We start from the raw sequence: 26,455 nt of genomic DNA on the forward strand, positions 1-26,455 counted from the left end.
TTTTGCTTGCCAATTTGTTGAACGCGCTCACGCATCTTCTTGAGTTCCCAATGCACGCAACAGGCTACCTTCGCCACCCCGATTCTTACCCAACTGAGCATGCCCCCAAAACGAATCCTTCGGCGTGCTGTTGCCAGTCAGTTGCTTCGTTAGTTGTTCTGCCAATGTGGGCACCAACGCCAAACCAAATTGCTGAGCCCCAGCAAAACATAGGACTTGCCTTGCTCCTACTGTATCGCAGACCGGATAGCCGTCGAGCGTATTCATCATCAGGATTTGGTCGAATTGTCGAACGCGCCTATCCACGATTTCGCCGTGATATTTTATCAGGTGCGTGGCCAACTGATCCATCGTACCTGGCGCGCTGAACAGGATATCATGTGCGCCCAGTTCGAACCGCCAAAGTCCCGTGCTGATGTCCAACTGGCTCGCAAATGTTGGCGCCTTTTGCTGGTGAAAGCGAATAATATGTTGCCATTGGGGCGCAATGGGAGTGGCTTGGGGATGGGCAGCCAACTCATCATGGATCATATCTGGATCTAACATGAGGACGCGGTTTGCCGAAAAAGTCTGTGATGCTGCGCGTGCTGTGAAACGCCCATTCTTGGCGATGTTCGACGTGTCCAACTCTGACCGGTTCAGCAAGGTAAAGGGGTGCTCGTCTGACACGATGCGGTCAATCGCTGGCAATATGGCCTCGGTATCAAACTGCAACGCTTCTGGGAACACCAGTTGTTCTCCATCCGTTGTCGCATGCACGCGTCGCTCGCACACTATTTCTGCATGGATTGCTGCCCCCTCGGCAAATTCCAACAATGGTATGTGCTCTTGAAGGCGGGCAAAAACGGAAGTCGGCCTTGTCTGAATCAAATGTTCTATTTTGACCGATGCAAACAGCCGCTGCATTTGTGCAACGCCCAGTGCGAGATGCTCAAAAAACAATGGCGAAGTGCAAAAGCCCACAGAGAGCTGCGGCATTGGGGGCAACCAATGCGCCTGATCGGGATCAGAGACCAAAAGCACTTTCAGTTCATGCTGCGTTGAAAGGCTGAGGGCCAAAAGTCGGGCTGTTGCCGTACTCCCAAAGATGACCAAATCGTATTTCTCTGCCATATCAACTAATTGTGTTCGTCCCGCTGCCTTTGAGTTGCACCACGTCCAGCGCGATGCGTCAATCCGCCTAGTGATAATTGCTTAAGATTTTTCGCAATATGCGCTAAACAGTGCCTCGAGACCCTAACACTAAAAGGTTGGCCGAATTGAATAGCTTCTGGTTGTCCGCGCTTTTGCTCGCCCTAGTGGTCGCGCTTGTATTGTTGATATCGTCTTGGCGACGTGCCCCTTCACCCAACAGCCGTATCGCCGATGATGGTGATATGGCGGATGCCGACACCGCTTTTTTCAAAAGCCAATTGCAGGCACTTGAAAATGACCGCGAGGCAGGATTGCTTGATGACGAGCAGTTTAGAGTGGCACAGGCCGAATTGGCGCGTGAGGCCTTGGCCGCGCAGCAGAACGCCAAAAAATCAACTCCAGCGGGCAGTTGGACAATGGTCCATAGTGCATTTGCCCTGGTGGCTTTTCTGGCAATTGGGGTAGGCACATACGTTGCGCTTGGCACCCCGGCGCTGAAAAACCAACCGCTTGCAACCCGCCTCGCCGCCATCGAGAACCTCGATGTGAACGATGCAGTCGCCAAAATTGAGGCGCAATTGCAGGTTACCCCAGACGACCTGCGCGGGTGGCGCGTGCTCGTGCCCGTTTATGTGCGACAAGGCAATGTTGAAAAGGCAATCATCGCCTTTGAAAACATCATCCGTCTCGAAGGCGAGAATGCAGACAATGTGACCGATCTTGCGGAGGCTTACTTGATGCAAGCGGGCGGGGAGCCAACTCCGAAGGTAAATTCATTGTTGAAAAAGGCTGGCGAACTTGATCCACGTCACGTGCGGTCGCGTTTTTATCTGGCAAATATTGCGCTGAGACAGGAAGAGTTCGAGCTTGCCAAACAAAGGTGGCAGGCAATTTTGGATATTGCACAAGGTGATGAACCTTGGGTCGAATCCGCCCAAAATGGATTGAACGCTGCACGCGCTGGATTAGGCGAAGCTGAATCGACTGTCGGCCCCGCGCCGTCACAAGATGAAGTTGAGGCTGCCGCACAAATGGACGAGGCTGATCGCAATGAGATGATCACCCAAATGGTACGCGGGTTAGCAGATCGGCTTTATACCGATGGGGGGAACGTTGACGAATGGGCTCGGTTAATTCGGTCACGCATTGTGCTGGGCCAGCAAGCAAAGGCCGAGGCCGATATTGAAGCCGCGCGTGCGGCGTTCAAAAATAATGAACAGCGAGCTCGCGCGTTGGAAGACGCTCTTGCGCCGCTGCTGCAGGAGCTTGAAGAGGAGCAAGATCAGTGACACGCAAGCAAAAGCGTTTGGCCATTATTGGGGGCCTTTCCGCGGTTGTTCTGACCGCTGTGGTGTTCATCGCCATCGCCATGCGAGGCACCGCGTCCTTTTTTGTCGTACCCAGCGAAATCCAAACCCAAAATATCGCGATCAATCAAGCTGTGCGGTTGGGCGGCATTGTTAAGTCGGACAGTTGGGTGAAAGAAGGCACGTCGCACAATTTTCTGGTGACAGATTGTAAAACCGATATCGCGGTTCATTATGACGGAATCGTGCCGGACCTTTTCCGAGAAGGACAAGAGGTTATTGTGGAGGGCGCCTTGATCAACAATGAACTGTTTGAGGCCACCAATGTGCTGGCCAAACATGACGAGAACTATGTGCCAAAGGACATGGTGGACAAGTTTGAAGAGCAGGGGCTTTGCCCGGGCCACACAGATGAAGCATATGGGTAAGCAACATGTTGAGCATTGAACTGGGCCATTTCGCCCTCATTTTGGCATTCGCCCTTTCGCTGGTCCAGGTTGGCGTATCCGCCTATGCCTGGCAGCGGCCGAATGAAGGCGCCTTCAGCTTTGTGCGTCATGCTGGCGTCATGCAATTTGTGTTGGTGCTGCTGTCGTTTGCGGCGCTGACATTTGCTTTTGTCACGTCCGACTTCTCGCTTAAGCTTGCCTATGAACACTCCCATTCTTTGCAGCCCACACTTTATAAATTCACCTCAGTGTGGGGCAATCATGAAGGGTCCCTGCTGCTATGGGTGTTGATCTTGACCCTGTTCGGCGCTGCCGTGGCCGTGGGCGGTGCAAACCTGCCGAAAGCCTCGCATAATCTGGTTTTGGGCACGCAAGGTTTTTTGACCTTTGCCTTCATCGGGTTCACCATCTTCACGTCAAATCCGTTTGAGCGCCTGCCCGAGATGCCGCTTGAAGGGCGCGACTTGAACCCGATCTTGCAAGATATTGGCCTCGCCATTCATCCACCGCTGCTCTATCTCGGCTATGTGGGCTTTTCGGTTTGTTTTTCCTTCGCCATTGCCGCGCTCATCTCTGGCAAAATTGACGCCGCTTGGGCCCGCTGGGTGCGGCCATGGACCATGCTAAGCTGGATATTCCTCACCCTCGGTATCGCAATGGGGTCATACTGGGCCTATTATGAGCTGGGTTGGGGCGGCTGGTGGTTTTGGGATCCGGTCGAAAATGCCTCCTTCATGCCATGGTTGACCGGCACGGCGTTGCTCCATTCGGCACTGGTGATGGAAAAACGTGGTGCGTTGAAAATTTGGACCATCTTGCTGGCCATCATCACATTCTCGCTCAGCCTTTTGGGCACGTTTCTGGTGCGGTCGGGCATTTTGACGTCTGTTCACTCCTTTGCCACCGACCCATCGCGTGGGCTGGTGATTCTAGGCATGCTCACCTTCTTTATCTGTGGTGCCTTTATTCTGTTTGCCTGGCGAGCACCCACCCTCAAGGCGGGCGGCCTGTTTTCGCCCATTTCGCGTGAAGCCGCTTTGGTGTTCAACAATTTATTTTTGGCCACCGCCACCATTGCCGTTTTGGTCGGCACGCTTTATCCGCTGGTGCTCGATGCGTTTACCGGCATCAAAATATCTGTGGGCGCGCCGTTCTTTGATCTCACCTTTGGCGCACTCATGGTGCCGCTATTGCTGGTAGTGCCGTTTGGGCCGTTTTTGCCGTGGAAACGGGCGAGCATCGCGCAGGCGAGTAAGCGCCTGTTTGGCGCTATTGTCCTAAGCTTGATCTTGGCCATTATTGTCGCGGCCTATCTGTGGGAAGGCTTTACGCTCACTCCATTGGGTATTTTGCTTGGTTTCTGGGTGATCATCGGCGCCTTGGCTGATTTGGTCGAGCGCAGCAAACTGTTCAAAGTGTCTCCCAGCGTCTCTTTGCGGCGCCTGGCAGGGTTGCCCAAAAACGTCTGGTCCACCAGTTTCGCGCATATGGGGCTGGGCCTCACAGTGTTGGGCGTGGTGTTTGTGACCGCTTTTGAAACCGAAACAATCACCACCATGCAACCGGGTGATCAGATTGAAGCCCACGGCTATAGCGTGCGTTTCGTGAACGAGCAGAATGTACCGGGCCCCAATTTCACTTCCGAAACTGCAACGTTCGCAGTGGCGCCTGTCGGTAAACGAGAAAACCTGGTGGCTTCCGAAAAGCGCAACTATCCGGCCCGTCAAATGCCCACGACAGAAGCAGGCATCACAACCTTTGGGCTGTCGCAGGTTTATATTTCAATCGGTGATCGGGTCGAAGATAATGGCCGCGTCGTGCGGATCTGGACCAAACCATGGATCCTGTTGATTTGGATCGGTACGGTGGTAATGGCTCTGGCTGGAACTTACTCGTTGACGGATCGGAAATATCGCATTGCTGCACCAAACCTTGTTAGAAAACAAGCACTTGGAGCAACAAAATGAATCGAATTCTGATGATCTTGATTCTGATTGTGAGCTTCGTCCCGCAAGCTATCGCGGTTCAACCGGACGAGGTGTTGGATGACCCGGCGCTGGAAGAGCGCGCCCGCGACATTTCTGCTGGATTAAGGTGCCTGGTGTGCCAAAACCAGTCAATCGACGATAGCGATGCCGATCTGGCGCGCGACCTGCGCATTGTGGTGCGCGAGCGGCTGGTGGCGGGCGACAGCGATGAAGAAGTGCTGGACTATGTGGTCGATCGCTATGGCGAGTTTGTGCTGCTCAAGCCCACCTTTTCAGGCCACAATCTGGTGCTCTGGATCGCGGCACCTCTAGTTTTTGTGATTGGCCTTGTTATGGTGTTCTCTGTTTCTATGCGTCAGCGAAAGCTGTCCACTGCCGCCGGCATGACTCCTGAAGAGGAGCAAATGCTGGCCGCGCTAGCCGAAAGCGAGAACGACCATGCCGACAAAGATCAAGCCAGCCGCAAGCCAACGGATTGAATTTGAAAACAGCCGCGGCATCAAGATCGCCGCAGCGCTGGACCTGCCAAAATCGAGCATCCGCGCCTTTGCGGTGTTCGCTCACTGCTTTTCATGCTCTAAGGATTTTGCCGCCAGCCGCCACGTCGCGAATGCCTTACAAAATGAAGGTATTGCGGTGTTGCGCGTTGACTTTACCGGTCTCGGTCACTCTGACGGCGAATTCTCCAACTCCAATTTCTCCACCAATCTCGAAGATCTGCAGGCCGCCTGCGCCTGGCTTTCTGAGCATCATCAGCCCCCGCAATTGCTGATTGGCCATTCGCTTGGCGGCGCGGCCAGTCTAATGGCGGCGCTGGATATGCCAAACATCAAAGCCGTGGCCACAATTGGGGCGCCATCTGCGCCCGATCATGTGCTCAACCTACTGGGCGATAAACGCGACGATATTGAGCAGACGGGCGAAGCAGACGTGTTGCTGGGCGGTCGACCCTTTAAAATCCGGCGGCAATTCGTCGAAGATGTAACGGCCTTTAAGCTCACCGACCGCTTGCGCGAACTGAAGGCCGACTTGCTGGTCTGCCATAGTCCGATTGACGCGGTGGTGGGCATCGAGAACGCACAGGACATATTCGTTGCGGCCCGCCATCCCAAGAGCTTCATCTCGCTCGATCAGGCCGATCATTTGCTTTCCAAGCGCAAAGATGCGGCCTATCTGGCCGGCGTGATCTCGGCATGGGCGGCCCGCCATTTCCCAAGCGCCGACAAATATTATGAAGACGCGGGCCACATTATCGCAGCAGAAAGCGGCGAGGGGCCATTGCACCTCAATGTGAATGCGGCGGGGCACGCCCTACAAATTGACGAACCGGAATCCGTAGGCGGCACAGACCGCGGGCCCACGCCCTATGATTTGTTGGGCGCAGCCCTCGGTGGTTGCACCACCCTGACCTTGCGGCTTTACGCCAACCGCAAAAAGCTGGATGTGGAACACATAGAAACCTATGTCGACCATGAAAAACGCCACGTGAATGATTGTGAGCAATGCGAGGACGGCAAACAGCGCGTCGATCATTTCAATCGCCGCATCAAGATTGTGGGCGATATCACCGATGCTCAGCGGCAGCGCATGCTGGAAATTGCCGATATGTGCCCAGTGCACAAAACACTGGAGCAGCAATCGCACATTTCTACTGCACTGATGGACAATTGATGCCGCTTGCCAGCGCGCTGGCTTAAGGCTAATAAAGCGCCATGGACATCTTCCTGGCGCTTCTGCCGACTGACCTTGCCCCATCCTTCTCGCTGCTTTTGATCTTGGCGAGCTTTTTCACCTCAGCGACCACCGCTGCCTTTGGTCTAGGCGGTGGCGCCATGTTGATCGCGTTGATGACCACGGTCATGACCCCGCTGGTCGCTATCCCCGTGCACGGGGCCGTGCAGTTGGGCAGCAATGGTGGCCGTACGCTCTTGCGCCATAAACATATTGTTTGGCCCTTCTTCTTCTGGTTCTGCGTCGGCAGCGCGTTGGGTGTCGCCGTCGGCGGTCAGATTGCGCAACTCTTGCCCGAAGATCTGTTTCGCGCCGTGATCGGGTTGTTCCTGATCTATACGGCTTGGGGACCCAAATTACGCTCGGTCATCAAGTCACCTGTCCTTACAAGTTTCACTGGTTTCGTGGCGGCCACAATTTCCATGATTGTGGGCATATCCGGCCCCTTGGTTATGGGCTTCTTGCAAGGGTTAAAAGACCGCCGAGAAATGATTGCCACCCACGCGGCACTGATGACGGCACAAAATGTGCTCAAGCTCCTCACTTTCACCCTGCTTGGATTTCAGTTTGCCGCCTATCTACCGCTGATTCTGTTGATGATTGCCACCGGCTTTTTGGGAACAATATCCGGGTCAAAATTGTTGGACTGGATGCCGGAGCATGTGTTCCGGAAAATATTCAGACTCATATTAACGCTTTTAGCGTTGTGGCTGATTGTGCAAACAATTTTGGGATAGCACCGTTTCCCACTGGATAAATGCGACAAGAAAGCGTCAATGGATGCCATAGTTTAGCCCTCAACATTACAAAAGTTTAATGTGCGCGTAATCATGTTGAAAGGGACACATCCCCATATTGGCGGTCATAGAATTCCATTCCAATAAGGAGGTTTTGATGCAATCTGTGTCAAAGACAACTCGAAATCGATTTAAGGCAGTTGCGGCTGCCGCGCTGGTCTCAACCAGCGTCATCGCGACCGGCGTGTTAACGACCGGTGTGATGTCAACCGCACCAGCAAACGCGCAAATCTCAATTGAGAACGTGGCCCCGTTCAGCTTTGCTGATCTGGTCGAAACCGTTAGCCCCGCTGTGGTGTCAATCCGGGTGAAAACCCGAATCGAACAGGCCCGTGGCCCGATGACAAACCGCGATGGCTTCCGCATGCCGGATTTGCCAGAAGGGCATCCGTTTGAGGATTTCTTCGATCAATTTAAGGAGCCGCGCGGTAACGGCGATCGTCCGCGAGAACGCTTTGGTCAGGCCGTTGGCTCCGGCTTTATCATCTCTGCTGATGGTTTTGTGGTGACCAACAACCACGTGATCGAAGACGCGGATGAGGTGATGGTCGTTATGGAAAATGGCGACGAGATGGCCGCCCAAATCATCGGGACAGACCCGCGCACCGATCTGGCCTTGCTCAAGATTGAGGCGGCCAGTGACCTGCAATATGTCGAGTTCGCCGAAAATGAAGCGCGTGTCGGCGATTGGGTTGTCGCTATTGGTAACCCGTTTGGCCTGGGTGGTACAGTGACCGCAGGCATCGTATCTGCACGCGGCCGCGACATTAACGCCAACGCCTATGATGATTTTATCCAGATCGACGCGGCAGTGAACCGCGGCAACTCGGGCGGCCCAGCCTTTGACACAACCGGTAAGGTTGTGGGGGTAAACACAGCCATCTTCTCACCAAGTGGCGGCAATGTGGGCATCGCCTTTGCCATCCCCGCGGCCACAGTGAAGCAGGTTGTGTTTGACTTGATGGACGACGGTAAAGTCACCCGCGGCTTCTTGGGCGTATCCATTCAGAACGTCTCCAAGGACATTGCCGACTCCGTCGGGCTTGAAAAAGCCCATGGTGCGCTGGTGACAGAGCCAAGCCCGGACAGCCCGGCACAAAAGGCCGGGATCAAATCCGGCGACATCATCACCTCAGTCAATGGCGAGGAAATTGATGATGCCCGCGAACTGTCCCGCGTCATCGCGGAATATGCCCCTGGCACCATTGTTGAAATTGGTGTGTGGCGTAACGGCGAAAGCCTCGAACTGCGGGTAGAATTGGCGCGTCTTGAAGAAGAGCAGGCGATCGTTGAACCGGAAGAAACACCGCAATTGGATCCTGCCGAGCCACAGCATACCAGCACGGGGCTGACCCTTGTGCCCAATGATTCAGGCGATGGCTTGCTGATTGTGGACATTGACCCTGAAAGCCCTGCCATCGAAAAAGGGTTTGCGCCAGGTGATGTGGTGCTGGAAGCCAATGGTGAACCGGTCAACTCAGTTGCTGAATTTGAAGAGCAACTTGAGGTCGTCAAGAATGATGGCCGGTCCAACATTCTAGTGAAAGTCGCCCGTGACGGTGTCACTCGCTTCGTTGGCCTTGCGATTGAATAAAGATTAGGCCACCATCTGCCGCGCCCTTTTTTCGGGCGCGGCAGTTTTTTGACCCTAGCTTTGGGCGCAGCGTAGATGAAAGTACTTTTAATTGAAGATGATCGCGATGCTGCGAATTATCTGATTCAGGCCCTGGATGAGGTGGGACATGTGGCCCACCATGCCGCAGACGGTGAAACCGGCTACGCCATGGCATCGTCCATGGACTATGATGTGATGATTGTGGACCGCATGCTGCCCCGCCGTGATGGTCTGTCGATCATCGAATCTTTGCGCGCCGAAAACAACACCACACCGGCGCTCATCCTGTCCGCTCTGGGCGCGGTCGATGATCGGGTGCAAGGGCTGCGTTCTGGCGGCGATGACTATCTCACCAAACCCTACGCTTTTTCTGAATTATTGGCGCGTATCGAAGTGCTTGCCCGCCGGGCCTCTCCCGCTGAGGCCGCATCAACCTATCAGGTGGGCGATCTTATGCTGGATCGCCTCTCGCGGCAGGTGGAACGTGATGGCGAGCAAGTTAATCTGCAACCGCGTGAATTTCGTCTGTTGGAATATTTGATGAAACATGCCGGGCAAGTGGTCACCCGCACCATGCTTTTGGAAAATGTGTGGGATTATCATTTCGATCCGCAAACCAACGTGATCGACGTGCATATGTCGCGGCTGCGCACCAAGATTGACAAAGGCAAATCAAAGCAATTGCTGCACACAATCCGCGGCGCAGGATATATGATCCGTGAATAGAATTTGGCGCATTTGGAGAACCACAACGTTCAGGCAGAGCGGCTTTTTCGTGCTGCTCTTTGTGGTATTTTCCGTGTGCATTCTCGGCTATATCGCCTACCAAACCAGCATTCTCATCCAGCGGCAACAAGTGAGCGCGATCGATCGCGAACTCAGCCAACTCAGCCGCACCTATCAGCGCACGGGCACCCCAGGTCTGGTGCGCGGCGTGCAACGAATGGCAGACCGGCCGGGCCCGGGCATCTATTATGTCGCTGATCCCACCGGCCAGGTGCTGGCTGGCAACGTTGAGGAAATCCCCACATTTGTGCTGCAGGAACCCGGTATCCATAGCTTCCGTTATGAGGTGGAGGATCATTGGGACAATGATGATAACCGCATTCAGCGCGAGGAATATGACCGGCCTGACCGTGGGCTGGCTTTGGTGAAGAGTTTTCGCTTGCCATCTGGTTTTTATCTGGTCGTCGGCCGCGATATTGTCGAACGCCGTGGCTTCAGCGCCATCATTTTTGAGGCTTTCGGCTGGGGTGTCTTCTGGATCCTTATTCTGTCGGTGCTGCTGGGCACCATCCTGGCGCGAAACATATTGCGACGACTGGATATGATTTCCGCTGCGTCAAAAAAGATTATGACTGGCGATTTGTCCGAACGTCTGCCCCTGACCAAGCGCAATGATGAATATGATCGCGTGTCGGAAAATCTCAATGAGATGCTGGACCGAATTGAAAGCCTTATGGCGGGGTTGAAAGAGGTCACGGACAATGTGGCCCATGATTTGAAAACCCCGCTCACCCGCCTGCGCAACAAGGTGGAGCGTGCGCTCAATCGCAATGATGATCCAGAGCAAATGCGCCAGGCCTTGCAGGCGACCATTGAAGAAAGCGACCAATTGATTAGGACTTTCAATGCGCTTCTTTTGATTGCGCGGGTCGAGGCGGGGGCTCCCGATGGGAGTTTTGAATCAGTCGCAGTCAATGAAATCATCGAAGATATTGTCGATCTATATCAACCCGTTGCTGAAGATTCCGGAATCGAATTATCCACCAATCTTGCGCCTGTCTCCTCGGTAAAGGGCAGTCGCGAGCTGATCGGGCAGGCCGTTGTCAATCTGGTGGAAAACGCCATCAAATATGCCAAGGCAGCTGAAGGTGCACCCAAAATCGAAATTGCTTTGGAGCAGCAGCAAAACCATATCCGGCTTTGCGTCAGCGACAATGGCAAAGGCATTCCGGAGCGGGATCGCGAGCGGGTGCTGGAACGCTTTGTGCGACTCGAGGAGAGCCGTTCTGAAGCCGGCTCGGGCCTCGGCCTTTCTTTGGTCTCAGCCGTTGCCAGATTGCACAAAGGCAAGCTAGAGATATTAGACAATAATCCGGGCACCAAAGTGCTGATCACGCTACCAAAGGAAAGCTAATGTCGACACCGCTTCTCGCCGAATTGAAACCCGTTTCGTTCAATATAGGCACAGCGGAGACATTTCAGAACTGGCAGCGCGAATATGCCCCCAATGCCGATGCCGCGTTGGGCCCCATCCTTGCACCCATTATTGCCGCGTCACCTTTCCTGCACGACTGCGCCAGCAAGGAAGCCGATTGGTTGCTCGCCGCGCTGCACAAGCCATTCGACGCGACAATCGAAGCCTTGTTGGCCGAAACCGATATGCTGGGGCAGCGTGCGGAGGCTGCTGCGGATTTGTCCCGCCAATTGCGACAGAATAAGCGTCGCTTGGCACTAATCGCAGCGCTGGCTGAAGTGGGGCAGGCGACGCCCCCATCCACCACAACCAGCGCGTTGGCCTTGTTTGCAGATCGGGCCCTTGATGCCATTTTGGACCATCTGGCGAAAGAGTTGGCCCATCAGGATAAGTTGACGCTTCACAATAAGGCTCGGCCCAGCGCCCAACTTGGCCTGTGCGTTTTTGCGTTGGGCAAACATGGCGGGCTGGAGCTCAATTACTCGTCGGACATCGATATTGTCGTATTTTACGACCCTGACCGGTCACCGTTTGAGGACAGTGCGCGTCAGGGCCGCATCTATGAGCGTTTGGTGCGCCATATGGTTGCGCTAATGCAGGATCGCGACGAGCACGGCTATGTGTTCCGCACAGATTTGCGCCTGCGGCCCGATCCTGGCTCCACACCGGTGATCATCTCCACCCGCGCCGCCATGACCTATTATGAAAGTCGCGGCCAGAATTGGGAGCGGGCCGCCTGGATTAAGGCCCGGCCCTGCGCTGGTGATCTGGAGGCCGGCAAAGCGTTTTTGGCCGAACTCACGCCCTTCATTTGGCGCAAGCATCTCGACTATGCCACCATCGATGATATCCGTGCCATTAAGCGCCAGATCAATGTGGCCAAAAATATTGTTGGCCGCGAGGTCTATGGCCACAATGTGAAATTGGGCTTTGGTGGCATCCGCGAGATTGAGTTTTTTGCGCAAACCCAACAATTGATCGCGGGCGGGCGTGAACCGGGCCTGCGCACGCGTTCCACTGCGGATACTTTGGACGCATTGGCTGAGACGAACTGGATTTCAGCGAAAATTGCCGATGAGCTGGAAGAAAATTACTGGTTTTTGCGTGCAGTGGAAAACCGGGTGCAAATGCTGAATGACGAGCAAACCCATCAGCTGGGCGATAACGATGTCGCCATCGCACCGATTGCGTCTTTGATGAATTTTGATGATGTGGAAAGCTTTAAGACCGCCTACCAGAATTGCTTGGTACAAGTGGTGGGGCATTATGGCGAGTTGTTCTCTGACGATGGTGATGAGCAATTGGCCCATAAGCTGGTGTTCACCGGCAGCGATGATGATCCAGACACATGGCAAGCCCTGTCCGATATGGGCTTTCGCGATCCCAGCACCGCCATCACCACCATCAAAAAATGGCACTATGCCAGCTATCCGGCCACACGGGCCGACAAAGCAAGACAAAATCTAACGGCGCTTGTGCCGCATCTGCTGCAATCACTGTCCAATGCCCGCAATGCGGACGAGGCCCTGAAGCGATTTGATATTTTCCTTTCCAAATTGCCTGCGGGGGTGCAACTCTTTGCCCTGTTGCGCAACAATGAACGGCTGCGCCATTTGCTGGTCGATTTCATGGCGTCTGCCCCGCGCATGACTGATGCCATTCTGCGCCGGGTACACATCGTTGACGGGCTAATTGATCCAGCCTTTTACGACGAAATCCCCACAGCGGCCGCGCTCACAGAAAAGGCGAATGACTTTCTCGGCGAAGCCCGAAATTATGAAGATTTGATCGACCGGTCCCGTATTTTTGGCCAAGAGCAGATATTTCTCACCAGCGCGGGCCTGATTGCCGGGACCGTAACGCCTGAGCAGGCCACGGAGCAATTCTCAGCACTGGCGCAGAACTTGATGGAATGGCTGTTTGAAGGGGTACGCAAGGAGTTTGAAAAAAAGCATGGCAAGGTGCCGGGTGCACAAGTGGCGTTGCTGGCCTTTGGCAAGCTTGCCAGTGCCGAAATGTCCGCGACGTCGGATCTCGATTTCATCCTGCTTTATGATGCCCCCAAATCCAGCGACCGCTCAGATGGTGCCCGTCCGCTGGAAACGCCGCATTATTTCACCCGGCTGACACAGCGCTTGGTGGCGGCCCTGTCCGCGCCCACGGCTGAAGGGGTGCTTTACCAAACCGATATGCGCCTGCGACCGTCCGGAAATGCAGGGCCTTTGGCCACAAGTTTTCGCAGCTTTGATCGTTATCAGCACAAAGAAGCTTGGACGTGGGAGCACATGGCGCTGTCGCGTGCGCGTGTGGTGTTTTCTGATGGGGACTTGGGGGAACGAATTCACAAGGTGATTTCGGACACGCTGAACGCACCGCGCGACAAGAAAAAACTTGTCAATGACGTATGGGATATGCGCCACCGGATCGAAAAGGACAGGTCCGCCAAATCCGTGTGGGACCTAAAACTGGCCATTGGCGGCGTAATTGATCTGGAGTTTATCGCCCAGTTCGCCCAATTGGCATATGGCGATGAACTGGCGGTGCCCCAAGCGCCACCACAGCGCATTTTTGAACGTTTGGTGGAGACCGAACTTCTTATCGAGGCGCAGGAGCTAAAGGATATTCACGCCGAGTTCACCGCGGTATTGCAACTGATGAGCGCCTGCCTGAACGATCCTTTGAAGGTTGAAAGCTGGAGCGAGGGGTTTCAGGAGTTGCTCACCCGTGTCACCCATTTTCCCTCGCTGAACGCGTTGTCGACTGACTTGCAGGCCAAGCAAGAGCGGGTGCGGGCGTTGATGGAGAAATTTATTGTGGTCTAGCGGCCTGTCTTCGGCTTACGCGACAGCCGCATGGGGCAGCGGCATATCCTCAACGACTTCATAGCGGGGCAGGGTGATCAACACTGTGGTGCCGATGCCCACCGCGCTGTCGATATGAATACGTCCACCATTAAGTTCGGCGATGGCGCGAGCGGTGGAAATCCCCAGCCCAAGCGCATTCTGTTCTTTGGCGAAAGCAGCTTCCCCCAAAACAAAAGGTTGGTTCAACAGTGCCATGCGCTCATGCGGGATGCCAATGCCGGTGTCGGTGATTTCAACAATGATCCCGTCAGCAGCGTCCCAGCTATTAATGGCAATCTTGCCACCCTTGGGCGTAAACTTTACCGCATTGTCCAGGATGTTATTCAACATGCGCTGCATCAAGTTCTTGTCGGCGAACACATTCCCTGTTGCATTGGAGAAGTCGACAAACTCGACACCAATCCGTTCAGCGCGTGCTTTGAACTTGCCGGTTTGAGATTTCAATAGCTCATTAATCGCAATTGGCTCTGCCGACTGGATCGTGTTCCCGGCTTCAAGTTCGGACAGTTCTAAAATGGCGGCGAAGGATGCCAAAAGCGCCTCGCCAGATCGTTTGATATCGCCTAAATATTCGATATAACGCTTGTCACCCAACGGGCCGAACGGTTCGTGCTGCACCATGTCCGCAAACCCGATAATATGGTTGAGCGGTGTTCGCATGTCGTGGCTGAGATGGGCCAAAAACGACGTTTTGGAGCGGCTCGCCGCCTCTGCGGCCAGCTTGTCAGCAGTGCATTGGCGGATCAGCGCCTGCCGCTCTTTCTCCAACAGGTCATTGTCACGTTTGGCGCCCATTTCTTCGGAAATGTCAGTGACAATCGTGACGAAATTGCGTTGCGATTTTGCGATGTCCTCAATGCGGATATGGCGCCCATCCAAACAAGTGGCAGTGGCCACGCGATGATCGTCCACATCGCAAATGGTTTCAAAGCGGAAGGGGTTGGCGGCGAGTGCCATCAAATTTGTGAAAGAACGACCGCGCAATTTGGTGCCTTTAGACAGGCCCATCATGTCGCGATAGGCATGATTGTGCCAAAGTAGATTGCCATTGCGGTCCCAATAGGCGATTCCATGGGGCAGGTCGCTCATGGCGCGCAGCAACTCTTTGTCTTCACGCAATTCATTTAGATGCATTCGATAATTGAGTTGCGCCTGTTCATCAGCTGCACTCAATCTAATGAGCGCAATGCCACCAAGCCCACACAATATCCCAACGCTAATCAACTGAGCGGTCACCCCAAGCTCAGCGGTGAAAAAGACCGCGCCTAGCACAGCGATCAGCCATGCTAGCGCGAGTTTTCTCGTTGTTGGAACGAGCGTTTTTGGAGGCCTGATTGCGGTGTGAGGGGGGGGCGCAATCACTTTTTGTGTCTTTGCTTCGGCAAGCAAGGAGCGGTGTGTGTTGGGGTGTTGTCCAATTAGGGTGAAAGACTTCGATTTCAGAATTCTCAAACGTCGCGAAATGTTTTTAAAGAATCCTGTCCCGACTGCGTCGGATGTCTCCATCGACAACATATGAACTCTCCAAATTGACTAAAAAAGTGCCCCCAAAGGACTGTTTGTCGCCCTTTGATAAACTCAATTTGAATCAAAAAATGGGAGCTTGTCGACCCCTTTTAGATAGGCAAAAATTGCCTTTCTAAAAACCGTGAATCTTTTGAATCACTTAATTGGTAAAAAAAATTAACCGCCTAATGTTTTATTCACCATTTCCGACAAATTAGGCGAAATTTTCTCACTTTGCTTAATGCGCTCAAGCGCCGCCCGCGCGGCTTCACGGCGTTTTGATTCGTAGTTTTTCCAAATACGAAAGGCCACAGCAAATCGTCCTGCCACTTGCGGGTTAAATTGGTCAATCTGCAAAATCACATCCGCGATCAATTCAAATCCAGCCCCATCCGCGCGCGCGAATTGGGTGGGGTTGCCCTGTGTGAACGCACCAAACAAGGCATAGACTCTGTTCGGTGTTTCCAGAGAAAACCGATCATCGTCCATTAATCGTTTGATACGATCAATGGTCTGGGCATCATCAATACTGGCGTTCAGGCCCAGCCACTTGTCATAAACGGTCATGGCCTCTGTATAATTTCGCTTGAAATCGTCCAAAAGTTCAACCGCGCGGTCTGGTGCATTCGCACACATAATCGCCAACGCCGCTTGGCGGTCAGTCATATTTCGCGCCTCACGGTAGTGGCGTTCTACCAGTTCAAAAAGCTGCCCTTCCTTCAACGTGGCCAGCAGCGAGAGTGCCTGGTTGCGTAGATCGCGCATGCCAGACTGCTCGGCGTTTGGTTGATAGTCGTCTGGCAGATGTAAAGTGGAATAAAGCGTGACAAGTTGGCCACGCAATTTGTCGGCCACGACCTCGCTGACCTTTTGCCGAACGGTCTTAATCCGATCCGGGTCGATATTTTGGCCCAATCGTTGTGTATAGTCCTGATAGGTCGGCAATTTAAGACAAAGCGCCTTAAAGGCGGGTGATAAGTTCTGACTGTCGAGCGTTTGGCTCAGCGCCACGGCAACCGGCTCTAAAAGCTCAATATCCAGCTCAGGCCCATCCACATCCATGGCTGGCGCAACAATGTTCATGATGGCGGATTGTAAGCTTTCCCAACGGTTAAACGGATCACTATCGAGCCGCGCCCGGTGCAGATCTTCCTCAAGGCTGGCCTTGGTGTCGAGGGTGACCGGAGCTGAAAACCCGCGGAACAGCGAGACCACCGGCGCACTGGAAACGCCGTGGAACGTCACAGTCACCTCATCCTCATTCGTCACAATCAGATCATCTTGAACTTCAGCGCCTTCGGCGTGTTCCCATGTCAAATCCTCGCCATTATTGGACACGAGGCCAAACCTGATCGGCAGCACCAGCGGTGATTTTTCATCATCACCAGGGGTGGGGGGCACTTCTTGCTTCAATACGAGCGTGAACAGCTTCTGTTCGGCAGCATAAGAGGTGCTGTAACTCACGCGCGGGCGCCCCGCTTGTGTATACCATTTTTGGAACTGGCTTAAATCGCGTCCGCTTACATCTTCAAAACATTTGATGAACTGCTCAATCGTGGCCGCTTCGCCATCATGGCGATCCAAATAGAGATCGACGCCTTCATGGAAGGTCTGCTTGCCCAGCAGCGTCATCAACATGCGCACCACTTCCGCGCCTTTTTCGTAAACAGTAGACGTGTAGAAATTATCGATCTGCTCATATTGGCTGGGGCGCGGTGGATGGGCGAGGGGGCCGCTATCCTCAACAAATTGAGATTGGCGCAATCCCTTCACATCATCAATCCGTTCCACATCCCGAAACCGCTCGTCAGATGAGAATTCCTGATCCCGAAAAACCGTCAGCCCTTCTTTCAGGCACAATTGGAACCAATCGCGGCAAGTGACTCTATTGCCAGTATAATTGTGAAAATATTCGTGGGCGATGATCCGCTCAATCAGAGCATAATCTTGGTCAGTGGCGGTCGCCGGATCGGCCAGCACATATTTGTCGTTGAAGATATTGAGGCCCTTATTTTCCATTGCCCCGGCGTTAAAGTCACTCACCGCCACAATATTGAAAACATCCAGATCATATTCGCAGCCAAATCGCTCTTCGTCCCATTTCATGGAGCGCACCAGCGCGTCCATCGCATAGCGGCACAATTCGGCTTTGCCCGGCTCGGCATAAATATTGAGGTCCACATTTTTACCGGATTTTGTGGTGAACTTTTCTGAAATTTTATCCAGTTTTCCCGCCACCATGGCAAACAGATAGCAAGGCTTTGGATGCGGGTCGTGCCAAAGCGCAAAATGGCGGTTATTGCTCATTTCGCCCTTGTCCATCGGATTGCCATTGGACAACAGCACCGGCGCCAAATCTTTGTCGGCGACCATCTTCACAGTGAAAACCGACATCACATCGGGGCGGTCAATAAAGTAGGTGATGCGCCGAAACCCTTCGGCCTCGCATTGCGTGCACCAATTGCCCGAGGATCGGTAAAGCCCTTCCAGACTTTTGTTCTTCTCAGGCGCGACTTCCACGACCGTGCTCAGCACAAAGCTTTGCGGGGGATCAAGCAATTTAAGACCATTTTCGCTTAACTCGTACTGACCCGCACCCAAAACGTCATCGCCGATTGCTATCGACACCAATTCCACTTGCTCACCGTCCAGTTCAAGAGGCGTGCCAGCTTCCACACCGGCGCGACGTTCAATATGAAGATCGGTGGTGATCTGCGTGCGCTCTGGTGAAAAGTCGACCCACATCTCCGTTTTCGGAATGAGATAGTCGCTTGGCTTATAGTCTTGTAAATAAACAATTTTTTGCTCTTCGCTGCGCATAATCTGTTCCGCTTATCTTGGGATGGTGAGCCTAGATTGGCACATTTTGTCGCACTGTTGCCAATGGGCAACAGCCTCGAATCGTGTTTGCCGATATTCTGAACGGCTTGGTCGCAATTGCCTAGCGTCTAATCTTAAAGGTTCACAATGTTAAATTCTGTTTTTAATTGGTTCGAGCGGTTATACCCGCCAACGGAGCTTGCAAAAAATCCGCACCCGCCGCAAGGGGTGAAGGACTTCTATATTTATTTCTTATCACAATTTCGCTGGGGCCTTTTGGCAAAGATGGCCCTTGTGGCAGTGGGCGCAATCGTTGATGCGATGATCCCGGTATTTTTGGGCCAATTGGTTGAGGTCACCACCAGCGGCACCCCCGGCAGCATCTTTGCCACCCATGGCGCAATGTTGCTTGGCTTTGCTTTGGTGATCATTGTCCGCCCGGCGGCTTTCATTCTTAGCTCACTTGTGCATTTTCACACCATTTTCCCGCCGCTGATGGCGCGGACGCGCTGGCAGAGTCATTGGCATGTGGTGCGGCAAAGCTGGTCCTATTTCCAGCGGGACTTTGCGGGGCGGATCGCCAACAAAATCATGGAAACCGGCAATTCCCTTGAATCGAGTTCCATGCAGGTGATCGACTCGGTTTGGTACATGGTGGTTTTTCTGGTTGTGGCGTTCACTGTTTTGGCCAGCGTTGACATTATCTATGTGGTGCCATTGATCATCTGGCTTTTGGCTTACTTGGCCATCATGGTGCGGTTTCTGCCGCGCATTGCGCGTCGGTCTAAAGACAACTCCGATGCGCGCTCGGTGGTCACTGGGCGGATTGTGGATTGCTACACCAATATTCAAACGCTGAAGACCTTTGCCTCCAGCAAGTTTGAAGATGAATATGTGGCCAATTCCGTCAAAAACCACACCAGAGTGCTGCATCGGCTGATGCGCGAATATACGATGATGTGGACACTTCTGTTCTTGCTCAATGCCGGTTTGTTGATTGGTCTTGGCTATATGGCGATCAGTGCCTGGGATAGTGGCAACCTGTCGGCCGGCAAGCTTGCGACCATCATCCCATTTGCCTGGCAAACAGTGAACATTTCCGGCTGGATTTTGGAAGTTGCGTCGTCGATCTTTCGCGATTTCGGCACGGTGCAGGATGGGGTGGAGACAATCGCCCGGCCCATCACCATGGTGGACGCGAAAGATGCGCCAGACCTGAACGCCAAGAAGGCAGCGATCGAGTTCAAAAACATTCATTTTGCTTATGATGCTGACAAAACGAGCGACAAGCCGCGCGTACTGCAAAACCTTGATCTCACCATCAATGCCGGCGAGAAAATCGGCCTGATCGGGCGGTCGGGTGCAGGCAAATCAACATTGGTGAACCTGTTGTTGCGTCTGTTTGATACGCAGTCTGGCGAAATTCGTATCGATGGTCAGCGCATTGACCGGGTGACACAGGACAGCTTGCGCCGTGCCATCGGCTTTGTGTCGCAAGACACATCTTTGTTGCACCGGTCCGTGGGGGAGAACATTAAATATGGTCGTCCCGACGCGTCTGATGAAGACATGATTGCCGCCGCAAAGCAGGCCAAAATTCACGATGTGATTTTGGGCTTGGAGGATGAGAATGGCAATAAGGGCTATGATGCGCGGGTGGGCGAGCGTGGGGTGAAACTTTCGGGCGGTCAGCGCCAGCGGATCGCCATCACTCGTGTATTGCTCAAGGATGCACCTATTTTGATCTTGGACGAGGCCACCTCTGCGCTGGATAGCGAAGTGGAAGCCGCAATTCAGGAACAGTTGCAGCGTCTGATGGCGAATAAAACTGTCATCGCCATTGCACACCGCCTCAGTACCATCGCGGCGATGGACCGCCTTTTGGTCATGGATGAAGGGCGTATTGTGGAGCAGGGCACCCATGATGAATTGCTGAATGCCAATGGCCATTATGCCGCGCTGTGGCGGCGACAGTCTGGCGGCTTTGCCAATATGGAGGCGGCAGATCCGGCCATTCCCAACGGTTGAACTTTTAACGAACCTAGAATAAAGAAAGATTATTCTTTCTAAAAAGAGCGAAGAAAAATGATAACAAGAATATTTGAGTGGTTTGAGCGCCGGGTCGCACCTTTCCCGGAACAAGAACCGCAATTGCCGCCGAAAACGCTCGTGGCCTTTTGTCGGCACTATTCGAAAGGGATGGAGCTCTGGTTGCTGCTGATGGCGCTGGGTGCGGCGATGCTGGCGGTGCTGGAAGTGGTGCTGTTCGCCTTTCTGGGCAATGTGATTGACTGGCTTTCCGCCGCTGATCCGAAAACCTTTGTGCAGGATGAATGGCCAACCCTGGTGGCGATGACGGTGATTATTCTCATCATCAAACCCGCCACGGCTGCCTTTTCCTCCTTTGTGTTGCACCAAACGCTGATGGGCAACTTCCCCATGCGCATTCGCTGGGATGTCCATGGCTATTTGATCCGTCAGTCCATGAGCTATTTTCAGGATGAATTTGCCGGCCGCATTGCGACCAAGCTGATGCAAACCGCCTTGGCGGTGCGCGAAACCGTCATGAAAATCCTCGATATCCTCGTCTATATCTCGGTCTATTTCATTGGCATTCTGTTTGTGATGGCCAGCGCCGACTGGCGTTTGATGGCACCGTTCGCCATCTGGCTGGTCGCCTATATCGCCATCATGCGCTTTTTTGTGCCGCGTATGCGTGACGTGTCGCAAAAGCAAGCCGATGCCCGTTCGATCATGACCGGGCGAATTGTCGATAGCTATACCAACATCGCCACGGTAAAACTGTTTTCCCATTCGGGTCGTGAAGCACGCTATGCCCGCGATGGCATGAACGGCTTTCTCAAAACCGTTTACAACCAGATGCGCCTCGGCGCGAGCCTCGATATCATTATCGACACGCTGAACTCGCTGTTGCTGTTCTCCGTTGGTGCCATCGGCATCATCTTGTGGCTGAATGGCGCGATGACACCGGGGCCGGTGGCCATCGGCATCGGCATTGTGCTGCGCATTTGGGGCATGTCCCACTGGATTATGTGGGAAATGTCGGCTCTGTTCGAGAATATCGGCACGGTGCAAGATGGCATCAACTCCATCTCATTGCCGCGGCTGGTGTCCGACAAGAAGGACGCCAAACCGATTGGCGAGGTGAAGGGCGACATCAAGTTCAACAATGTCACCTTTAATTACGGGTCAGATAAGGGCGTGATCAACAATTTGAACCTGCACATTCCGCAGGGTCAGAAGGTGGGTCTCGTGGGGCGTTCCGGCGCGGGCAAATCCACCTTGGTGAACATTTTGCTGCGCTTTTATGATGTGGAGCAGGGCACCATCACCATTGATGGCAAAAACATTGCCGATGTGCAGCAGGACACGCTGCGTGAGCAGTTGGCCATGGTGACGCAAGACACCTCCTTGCTGCACCGTTCAGTGCGGGACAATTTGCTGTACGGACGGCCCGATGCAACCGAAGAGATGATGATTGCGGCGGCCAAAAAGGCCAAAGCCCATGACTTCATCCTTGATCTGGTTGATCCGCAAGGGCGCCGCGGCTATGACGCCCATGTGGGTGAACGTGGCGTGAAGCTCTCAGGTGGCCAGCGTCAGCGTGTGGCCATTGCCCGCGTGTTGCTCAAAGATGCGCCAATCCTGATCATGGATGAAGCCACTTCAGCCCTCGACAGTGAAGTGGAAGCAGCCATTCAGGAGCAATTGCATCAATTGATGGAAAACAAAACTGTGATCGCCATCGCCCACCGTCTTTCCACCATTGCGGAGATGGACCGGTTGATCGTCATGGATCAAGGCCAGATCATTGAAGACGGCACCCACGCTCAGTTGCTGGAAAATAACGGGCATTATGCCTCGCTATGGAAACGCCAATCCGGCGGCTTCATCGATTATAGTGATGACGAGGAAAAAACGGCATAAGGCAAGTAAGGGCGGCTCAGGCCGCCCTTTTTCTATTGAACTTCTAAATTATCGATCAACCGCACATTATCGAGAAACACGGCGGCAAACAGGCGGGCCGGGCGGTCCAATATGTCCAGCAGTACCAGATCAGCATTGTCGCGAAACTCAAAATAATCGACTTGGCCAAATCCAGCTTCCGCTAGGCGCAATTTTGCCTCAACAATCGCCTCGTCAATAGACTTGCCAGCCTGCACATCCAAAATGCATTTTTCCATAATGTTATGCAGGGCAGGGGCTATGGCGCGGGCCTCATCACTCAATCGGACATTGCGCGACGACATGGCCAAGCCGTCCTGCTCTCGCATAATCGGGCAGCCAATCACGTCAATGTCAATATTGAGATCAGCAACCAGCCGCCGGATCACCTGCAATTGCTGATAATCTTTTTCGCCGAAGAAGGCCTTGTCGGCGCCACTTTGCAAAAACAATTTGGTGACGACTGTCGCCACCCCATCAAAGTGGCCGGGTCTCGTGGCACCACAAAGGCAGTCTGCCAGCCCCTCCACTTGCACCTTGGTGGCAAAGCCCGCGGCATACATTTCATCAGCGTCGGGCATATACACCAGATCGACATCTAGCGGTTTTAATTTTTCCAGATCTGTCGCCTCGGTGCGTGGATACGATTCAAGGTCTTTGGGGTCATTAAATTGGGTCGGGTTGACAAAAATCGACACCATCACCTTGTCGCTTTGCGCCTTTGCGGCCTCAACAAGGCTCAAATGGCCTGCATGTAGCGCGCCCATGGTGGGCACAAAACCGATAATTTTGCCTTCAGCGTGCCACGCTTTGCGCACCGCACGCAATTCAGCGATGGAGCGTACAATCTGCATGTCTCAGCTCTTTTTTTTGGCCTGATATACATGGTCAAGGGTGGGGAAGGTGCGGGCGCGCACTTCTTTGGCATAATGCGCTATGGCATCATCAGCCTGATCGGCCAACTCCGCATAGCGTTTAACAAATTTCGGTTTAAAGCTGGAAAATAGCCCCAGCAAATCATCCACCACCAAAATTTGCCCGTCGCACTGCACCGAAGCGCCAATGCCGATGGTTGGGATTTCAAGCAAAGCGGTGATTTCGTTGGCCAAGGGTTCGGTCACCATTTCCAAAACAATCGCAAAAGCGCCGGCATCTTGAACCGCTTTTGCATCCTCCAAAATGCGTTGATGATCGTCGCCGCGCCCTTGCACCGAATAGCCGCCCATCGCCTTCACCGATTGCGGGGTGAGGCCGATATGGCCCATCACCGGAATGCCACGCTGTGTGAGATAGGCGATGGTCTCTGCCATATGCGCGCCGCCTTCAAGCTTCACCGCCTCGCAGCCGGTTTCGCGCATCAGCCGCGCCGCATTTTCAAAGGCCTGTTCCTTATTGTGCTCATAAGAGCCAAAGGGCATATCCACCACCAGCAGCGCTTGCTCCACCCCGCGGCGCACCGCTTGGCCGTGCAGGATCATCATTTCCATGGTCACGCTCAGCGTGCTTTCAAAGCCGTGCAGCACCATGCCCACACTGTCACCCACCAGCACCACATCGCAATGCTTGTCCACCAGCCGCGCCATGGGGGTGGTATAGGCGGTGAGGCACACAATCGGGTCTTGACCCTTTTGTGCTTTTAGCGCGTGACCGCTCGGGGTTTTAAATTTGGAATTGGCGCTCATATGCTGGTCCTTTTTGGGTTACACCCCGGCAAGCGCGGTGTTGGACAAATCTTGGCGCACTTTGGCCATTTGCTCTTGATAAATCAATAAGGCCTTCGGCTAGCACCACGCCCTAATCCTGGATGGCTCCATTAGGGGCACAATAAATGCCATAGAGCGTGCGCAGCACGGCCTCTACTTCGCCCGAAGCGAGTGAATAATTGATCACATTGCCCTCGCGCCGCGTTTTAACCAATTTGAGATTGCGCAACTTGGCCAAATGTTGCGAAAGCGCAGGCTGGGATAACCCCACCTGATCCGCCAGCTCGAGCACCGACATTTCATCTTCCACCAATTTGCACAATATCAGCAGCCGCTTGGGGCTGGACATGGCCGAGAGCAGTTCAGACGCTTCAGTTGCCCGTTCCTGCAAAAGTTCAAAATCGCTCGGTGCGCTCACAATCAGATCCTTTAAGCTGTTGTTGCGTTTTAACAAATAATGCCACCACCGCAAATTCAAATTTTATTCAAATTCGGGCTTGCATAATATTAGTATTTGCTTATATACCAATATGTGAGATGAGACAAACACCAAATAGATAGGGTGATTTATATGACTGAATTCACGCCAGTTGAAGCCATCATTGGCGGGGGCTTAATCGGCATTGCTTCTGTTTTGCTGATGGGGCTCCACGGCCGCATTGCAGGCATGACAGGTATTCTAGCGGGCATCTTGCCGCCCGCAGTGTCAGATAAGGTCTGGCGCATCGTGTTCCTGTTGGGGGCGATTGCCGGGCCTTTAGCCATCTTTTTGCTGACCGGTGCACCGGTAGATTTTCAAAATCCTGTACCCATCTGGGCCATGATTTTGGGCGGAATCATTGTCGGCATCGGCGTTAATTATGGCTCCGGCTGTACCTCAGGGCACGGCGTATGCGGCATGGCGCGTTTTTCCATTCGTTCCATTGCGGCCACTGCCACTTTCATGTTGTCCACCTTCATCACGGTTTATGTGGTGCGGCACATTCTGGGGGTGTTTTAAAATGCGATTGATTTCATTTTTCGCCATTGGCCTGATTTTTGGAATGGGTATCGCCCTTTCGGGCATGGCAAATCCCGCCAAAGTGCTGAACTTTTTTGATGTAGCGGGCAATTGGGACCCCAGCCTTTTGCTGGTCATGATTTCCGCCTGGCTGGTCACGGTCATAGGGTACTTCTTCGTTCTGAAACGGCCAAAGCCGGTCTGGGCTGATGTCTTTAATCTGCCAAAGGCCAAACAGATCGATTTGCCGTTGATTGGTGGTGCTGCCACCTTCGGCATCGGCTGGGGCCTGACCGGTTACTGCCCCGGTGGATCGATCCCTGCGCTCGGCCTTGGATTGCCCGAACCCTTTATATTTGTCGCCGCCATGGTTGCCGGGATCATCTTCGCCAAATTCTTGCGCGCCCGCGGCACATCTTCTCGTGCTGCCCGGCCATCGCAATAGAAATTCTCGACTTGAAAGGAGATCATAATGATTGAGCCTCTCCCCTTTACACCCGATCTGTCACAAAAACCGATCGTCACGCCATTCTTTGATGAGCCGACCAACACCATTTCCTATGTGGTGGCGGATCCGGACAGCAAAAAATGCGCCATTGTCGATAGCGTTATGGACATTGATTATGCCGCCGGTCACATCACTTATGATGGTGCAGATCGCATCATCAAATATGTGCAGGATGAAGGTCTTGAAGTGGAATGGTTGATTGAAACCCATGTCCATGCCGACCATTTGTCCGCCGCGCCCTATATCCAGGAAAAGCTGGGCGGCAAGCTTGGCATCGGCGAAAACATCACCATCGTGCAGGACACATTCGGCAAAGTCTTTAATGAAGGTACCGAGTTCCAGCGGGATGGCAGCCAGTTCGACCAACTCTTTAAAGATGGCGACAGCTACAAGATCGGCAATCTAACCGCCTATGTGATGCACACACCGGGGCACACCCCCGCTTGTATGACCCACACCATCGGCAATGCTGCCTTTGTCGGCGATACCTTGTTTATGCCCGATGGTGGCTCTGCCCGTGCGGACTTCCCGGGCGGCGATGCCCGCACGCTCTATCGGTCTGTGAAGCGGGTGTTGCAACTGCCTGATGAGACTCGGCTTTTCATGTGCCACGATTATGGCCCCAATGGCCGTGACATCGAATGGGAAACCACCGTCCAGGATGAGCGCGAGCACAATATCCACGTCAAGGACGGTGTCACAGAAGACGAGTTTGTGAAGATGCGCGAAGAGCGAGATGCCTCTTTGGCCATGCCCAAGCTGATTATTCCGTCACTGCAAGTGAATATGCGGGCCGGTCGGATGCCGCCAAAAGATGATGACGGCAATGTCTTTCTCAAAGTGCCCGTGAATAAACTGAAATAGGGG

General features: G+C 53.6%; 21 protein-coding genes. 15 read left to right on the forward strand and 6 right to left on the reverse strand.

All coding sequences use genetic code 11. The annotated features are described in order from the left end of the window. Positions 1-27: 27 nt before the first annotated feature. A complete protein-coding gene (locus L1I42_RS05570; protein ID WP_236113495.1) occupies positions 28-978 on the reverse strand; it encodes a hypothetical protein in 951 nt (316 codons plus the stop codon). 281 nt (positions 979-1,259) lie between these two features. Here L1I42_RS05570 and ccmI point away from each other — a divergent pair, with 281 nt between their 5' ends. The 10 genes from ccmI (at position 1,260) to L1I42_RS05620 (ending at position 14,043) form a co-directional block, all read left to right on the forward strand. Beyond that, on the forward strand, positions 1,260-2,423 hold the full coding sequence (ccmI, locus tag L1I42_RS05575; protein ID WP_236113496.1) for a c-type cytochrome biogenesis protein CcmI: 1,164 nt from the start codon (positions 1,260-1,262) through the stop codon (positions 2,421-2,423). Then, a complete protein-coding gene (ccmE, locus tag L1I42_RS05580) occupies positions 2,420-2,869 on the forward strand; it encodes a cytochrome c maturation protein CcmE (protein WP_236113497.1) in 450 nt (149 codons plus the stop codon). The genes ccmI and ccmE overlap by 4 nt, the downstream gene beginning before the upstream one ends. Positions 2,870-2,877: 8 nt before the next feature. After that, positions 2,878-4,857: a heme lyase CcmF/NrfE family subunit gene (locus L1I42_RS05585; RefSeq protein ID WP_236114176.1), complete on the forward strand. Its 1,980-nt coding sequence runs from the start codon at positions 2,878-2,880 to the stop codon at positions 4,855-4,857. Next, entirely contained in the window at positions 4,854-5,357 is a 504-nt protein-coding gene (locus tag L1I42_RS05590; RefSeq protein ID WP_236113498.1) for a cytochrome c-type biogenesis protein, read from the forward strand. Before L1I42_RS05585 ends, L1I42_RS05590 begins: the two co-directional genes overlap by 4 nt. Further along, positions 5,317-6,549 carry a bifunctional alpha/beta hydrolase/OsmC family protein gene (locus tag L1I42_RS05595; RefSeq protein WP_236113499.1) on the forward strand — a complete coding sequence of 411 codons (1,233 nt, stop codon included), beginning with the start codon at positions 5,317-5,319 and terminating at the stop codon, positions 6,547-6,549. Before L1I42_RS05590 ends, L1I42_RS05595 begins: the two co-directional genes overlap by 41 nt. Positions 6,550-6,590: 41 nt before the next feature. Further along, positions 6,591-7,346 (forward strand): sulfite exporter TauE/SafE family protein, encoded by a 756-nt coding sequence (locus L1I42_RS05600; protein WP_236113500.1) that lies wholly within the window; start codon positions 6,591-6,593, stop codon positions 7,344-7,346. Positions 7,347-7,503: 157 nt separating this feature from the next. Next, positions 7,504-9,000 carry a Do family serine endopeptidase gene (locus L1I42_RS05605; protein WP_236113501.1) on the forward strand — a complete coding sequence of 499 codons (1,497 nt, stop codon included), beginning with the start codon at positions 7,504-7,506 and terminating at the stop codon, positions 8,998-9,000. A gap of 75 nt (positions 9,001-9,075) precedes the next feature. Next, the gene (locus L1I42_RS05610) at positions 9,076-9,747 is read left to right on the forward strand and encodes a response regulator transcription factor (protein ID WP_236113502.1); all 672 of its coding nucleotides are present in this window, start codon (positions 9,076-9,078) and stop codon (positions 9,745-9,747) included. Continuing rightward, positions 9,740-11,161, forward strand: a complete 1,422-nt coding sequence (locus tag L1I42_RS05615; RefSeq protein WP_236113503.1) for a sensor histidine kinase — start codon at positions 9,740-9,742, stop codon at positions 11,159-11,161. The genes L1I42_RS05610 and L1I42_RS05615 overlap by 8 nt, the downstream gene beginning before the upstream one ends. Then, positions 11,161-14,043, forward strand: coding sequence for a bifunctional [glutamine synthetase] adenylyltransferase/[glutamine synthetase]-adenylyl-L-tyrosine phosphorylase (locus tag L1I42_RS05620; protein WP_236113504.1), 2,883 nt, complete (start codon positions 11,161-11,163; stop codon positions 14,041-14,043). The genes L1I42_RS05615 and L1I42_RS05620 overlap by 1 nt, the downstream gene beginning before the upstream one ends. Positions 14,044-14,058: 15 nt before the next feature. On the opposite strand, the gene L1I42_RS05625 is transcribed toward L1I42_RS05620, so the two are convergent. Further along, the gene (locus L1I42_RS05625) at positions 14,059-15,258 is read right to left on the reverse strand and encodes a sensor histidine kinase (RefSeq protein WP_236113505.1); all 1,200 of its coding nucleotides are present in this window, start codon (positions 15,256-15,258) and stop codon (positions 14,059-14,061) included. Positions 15,259-15,768: 510 nt separating this feature from the next. Further along, a complete protein-coding gene (gene pepN, locus L1I42_RS05630; protein WP_236113506.1) occupies positions 15,769-18,411 on the reverse strand; it encodes an aminopeptidase N in 2,643 nt (880 codons plus the stop codon). 285 nt (positions 18,412-18,696) lie between these two features. Here pepN and L1I42_RS05635 point away from each other — a divergent pair, with 285 nt between their 5' ends. Together L1I42_RS05635 and L1I42_RS05640 are read left to right on the forward strand one after the other, a co-directional pair. After that, positions 18,697-20,439: an ABC transporter ATP-binding protein gene (locus L1I42_RS05635; protein ID WP_236113507.1), complete on the forward strand. Its 1,743-nt coding sequence runs from the start codon at positions 18,697-18,699 to the stop codon at positions 20,437-20,439. 57 nt (positions 20,440-20,496) lie between these two features. Further along, positions 20,497-22,359, forward strand: coding sequence for an ABC transporter ATP-binding protein (locus L1I42_RS05640; protein WP_255768487.1), 1,863 nt, complete (start codon positions 20,497-20,499; stop codon positions 22,357-22,359). A gap of 32 nt (positions 22,360-22,391) precedes the next feature. Here L1I42_RS05640 and panC read toward each other — a convergent pair whose 3' ends face one another. From panC to L1I42_RS05655, 3 genes are all read right to left on the reverse strand, one after another. Beyond that, on the reverse strand, positions 22,392-23,231 hold the full coding sequence (gene panC, locus L1I42_RS05645) for a pantoate--beta-alanine ligase (RefSeq protein WP_236113508.1): 840 nt from the start codon (positions 23,229-23,231) through the stop codon (positions 22,392-22,394). 3 nt (positions 23,232-23,234) lie between these two features. Further along, a complete protein-coding gene (panB, locus tag L1I42_RS05650; protein WP_236113509.1) occupies positions 23,235-24,059 on the reverse strand; it encodes a 3-methyl-2-oxobutanoate hydroxymethyltransferase in 825 nt (274 codons plus the stop codon). A 112-nt stretch (positions 24,060-24,171) separates the two neighbouring features. Further along, positions 24,172-24,498: an ArsR/SmtB family transcription factor gene (locus tag L1I42_RS05655; protein WP_439651470.1), complete on the reverse strand. Its 327-nt coding sequence runs from the start codon at positions 24,496-24,498 to the stop codon at positions 24,172-24,174. Positions 24,499-24,651: 153 nt separating this feature from the next. Here L1I42_RS05655 and L1I42_RS05660 point away from each other — a divergent pair, with 153 nt between their 5' ends. The 3 genes from L1I42_RS05660 to L1I42_RS05670 are packed head-to-tail and all read left to right on the forward strand — an operon-like array spanning position 24,652 to position 26,452. Next, a complete protein-coding gene (locus L1I42_RS05660) occupies positions 24,652-25,080 on the forward strand; it encodes a YeeE/YedE family protein (RefSeq protein WP_236113510.1) in 429 nt (142 codons plus the stop codon). A gap of 1 nt (position 25,081) precedes the next feature. Further along, positions 25,082-25,525, forward strand: coding sequence for a DUF6691 family protein (locus tag L1I42_RS05665; protein ID WP_236113511.1), 444 nt, complete (start codon positions 25,082-25,084; stop codon positions 25,523-25,525). 27 nt (positions 25,526-25,552) lie between these two features. Continuing rightward, positions 25,553-26,452 carry an MBL fold metallo-hydrolase gene (locus tag L1I42_RS05670; RefSeq protein ID WP_236113512.1) on the forward strand — a complete coding sequence of 300 codons (900 nt, stop codon included), beginning with the start codon at positions 25,553-25,555 and terminating at the stop codon, positions 26,450-26,452. Positions 26,453-26,455: the final 3 nt, after the last annotated feature.

The sequence above is a fragment of the Maritalea mediterranea genome, from assembly GCF_021568695.1.
Classification (GTDB): Bacteria; Pseudomonadota; Alphaproteobacteria; order Rhizobiales; family Devosiaceae; genus Maritalea; species Maritalea mediterranea.

Coding starts and splice junctions, on each gene's coding strand:
- L1I42_RS05635 (WP_236113507.1), top strand. CDS start 18,697: ATGGCCCTTGTGGCAGTGGGCGCAATCGTTGATGCGATGATCCCGGTA.
- L1I42_RS05570 (WP_236113495.1), bottom strand. CDS start 978: ATGCCGCAGCTCTCTGTGGGCTTTTGCACTTCGCCATTGTTTTTTGAG.
- L1I42_RS05640 (WP_255768487.1), top strand. CDS start 20,497: ATGATAACAAGAATATTTGAGTGGTTTGAGCGCCGGGTCGCACCTTTC.
- L1I42_RS05610 (WP_236113502.1), top strand. CDS start 9,076: ATGAAAGTACTTTTAATTGAAGATGATCGCGATGCTGCGAATTATCTG.
- L1I42_RS05600 (WP_236113500.1), top strand. CDS start 6,591: ATGGACATCTTCCTGGCGCTTCTGCCGACTGACCTTGCCCCATCCTTC.
- L1I42_RS05620 (WP_236113504.1), top strand. CDS start 11,161: ATGTCGACACCGCTTCTCGCCGAATTGAAACCCGTTTCGTTCAATATA.
- panB (WP_236113509.1), bottom strand. CDS start 24,059: ATGAGCGCCAATTCCAAATTTAAAACCCCGAGCGGTCACGCGCTAAAA.
- L1I42_RS05595 (WP_236113499.1), top strand. CDS start 5,317: ATGCCGACAAAGATCAAGCCAGCCGCAAGCCAACGGATTGAATTTGAA.
- L1I42_RS05670 (WP_236113512.1), top strand. CDS start 25,553: ATGATTGAGCCTCTCCCCTTTACACCCGATCTGTCACAAAAACCGATC.
- pepN (WP_236113506.1), bottom strand. CDS start 18,411: ATGCGCAGCGAAGAGCAAAAAATTGTTTATTTACAAGACTATAAGCCA.
- L1I42_RS05605 (WP_236113501.1), top strand. CDS start 7,504: ATGCAATCTGTGTCAAAGACAACTCGAAATCGATTTAAGGCAGTTGCG.
- panC (WP_236113508.1), bottom strand. CDS start 23,231: ATGCAGATTGTACGCTCCATCGCTGAATTGCGTGCGGTGCGCAAAGCG.
- L1I42_RS05590 (WP_236113498.1), top strand. CDS start 4,854: ATGAATCGAATTCTGATGATCTTGATTCTGATTGTGAGCTTCGTCCCG.
- L1I42_RS05660 (WP_236113510.1), top strand. CDS start 24,652: ATGACTGAATTCACGCCAGTTGAAGCCATCATTGGCGGGGGCTTAATC.
- L1I42_RS05665 (WP_236113511.1), top strand. CDS start 25,082: ATGCGATTGATTTCATTTTTCGCCATTGGCCTGATTTTTGGAATGGGT.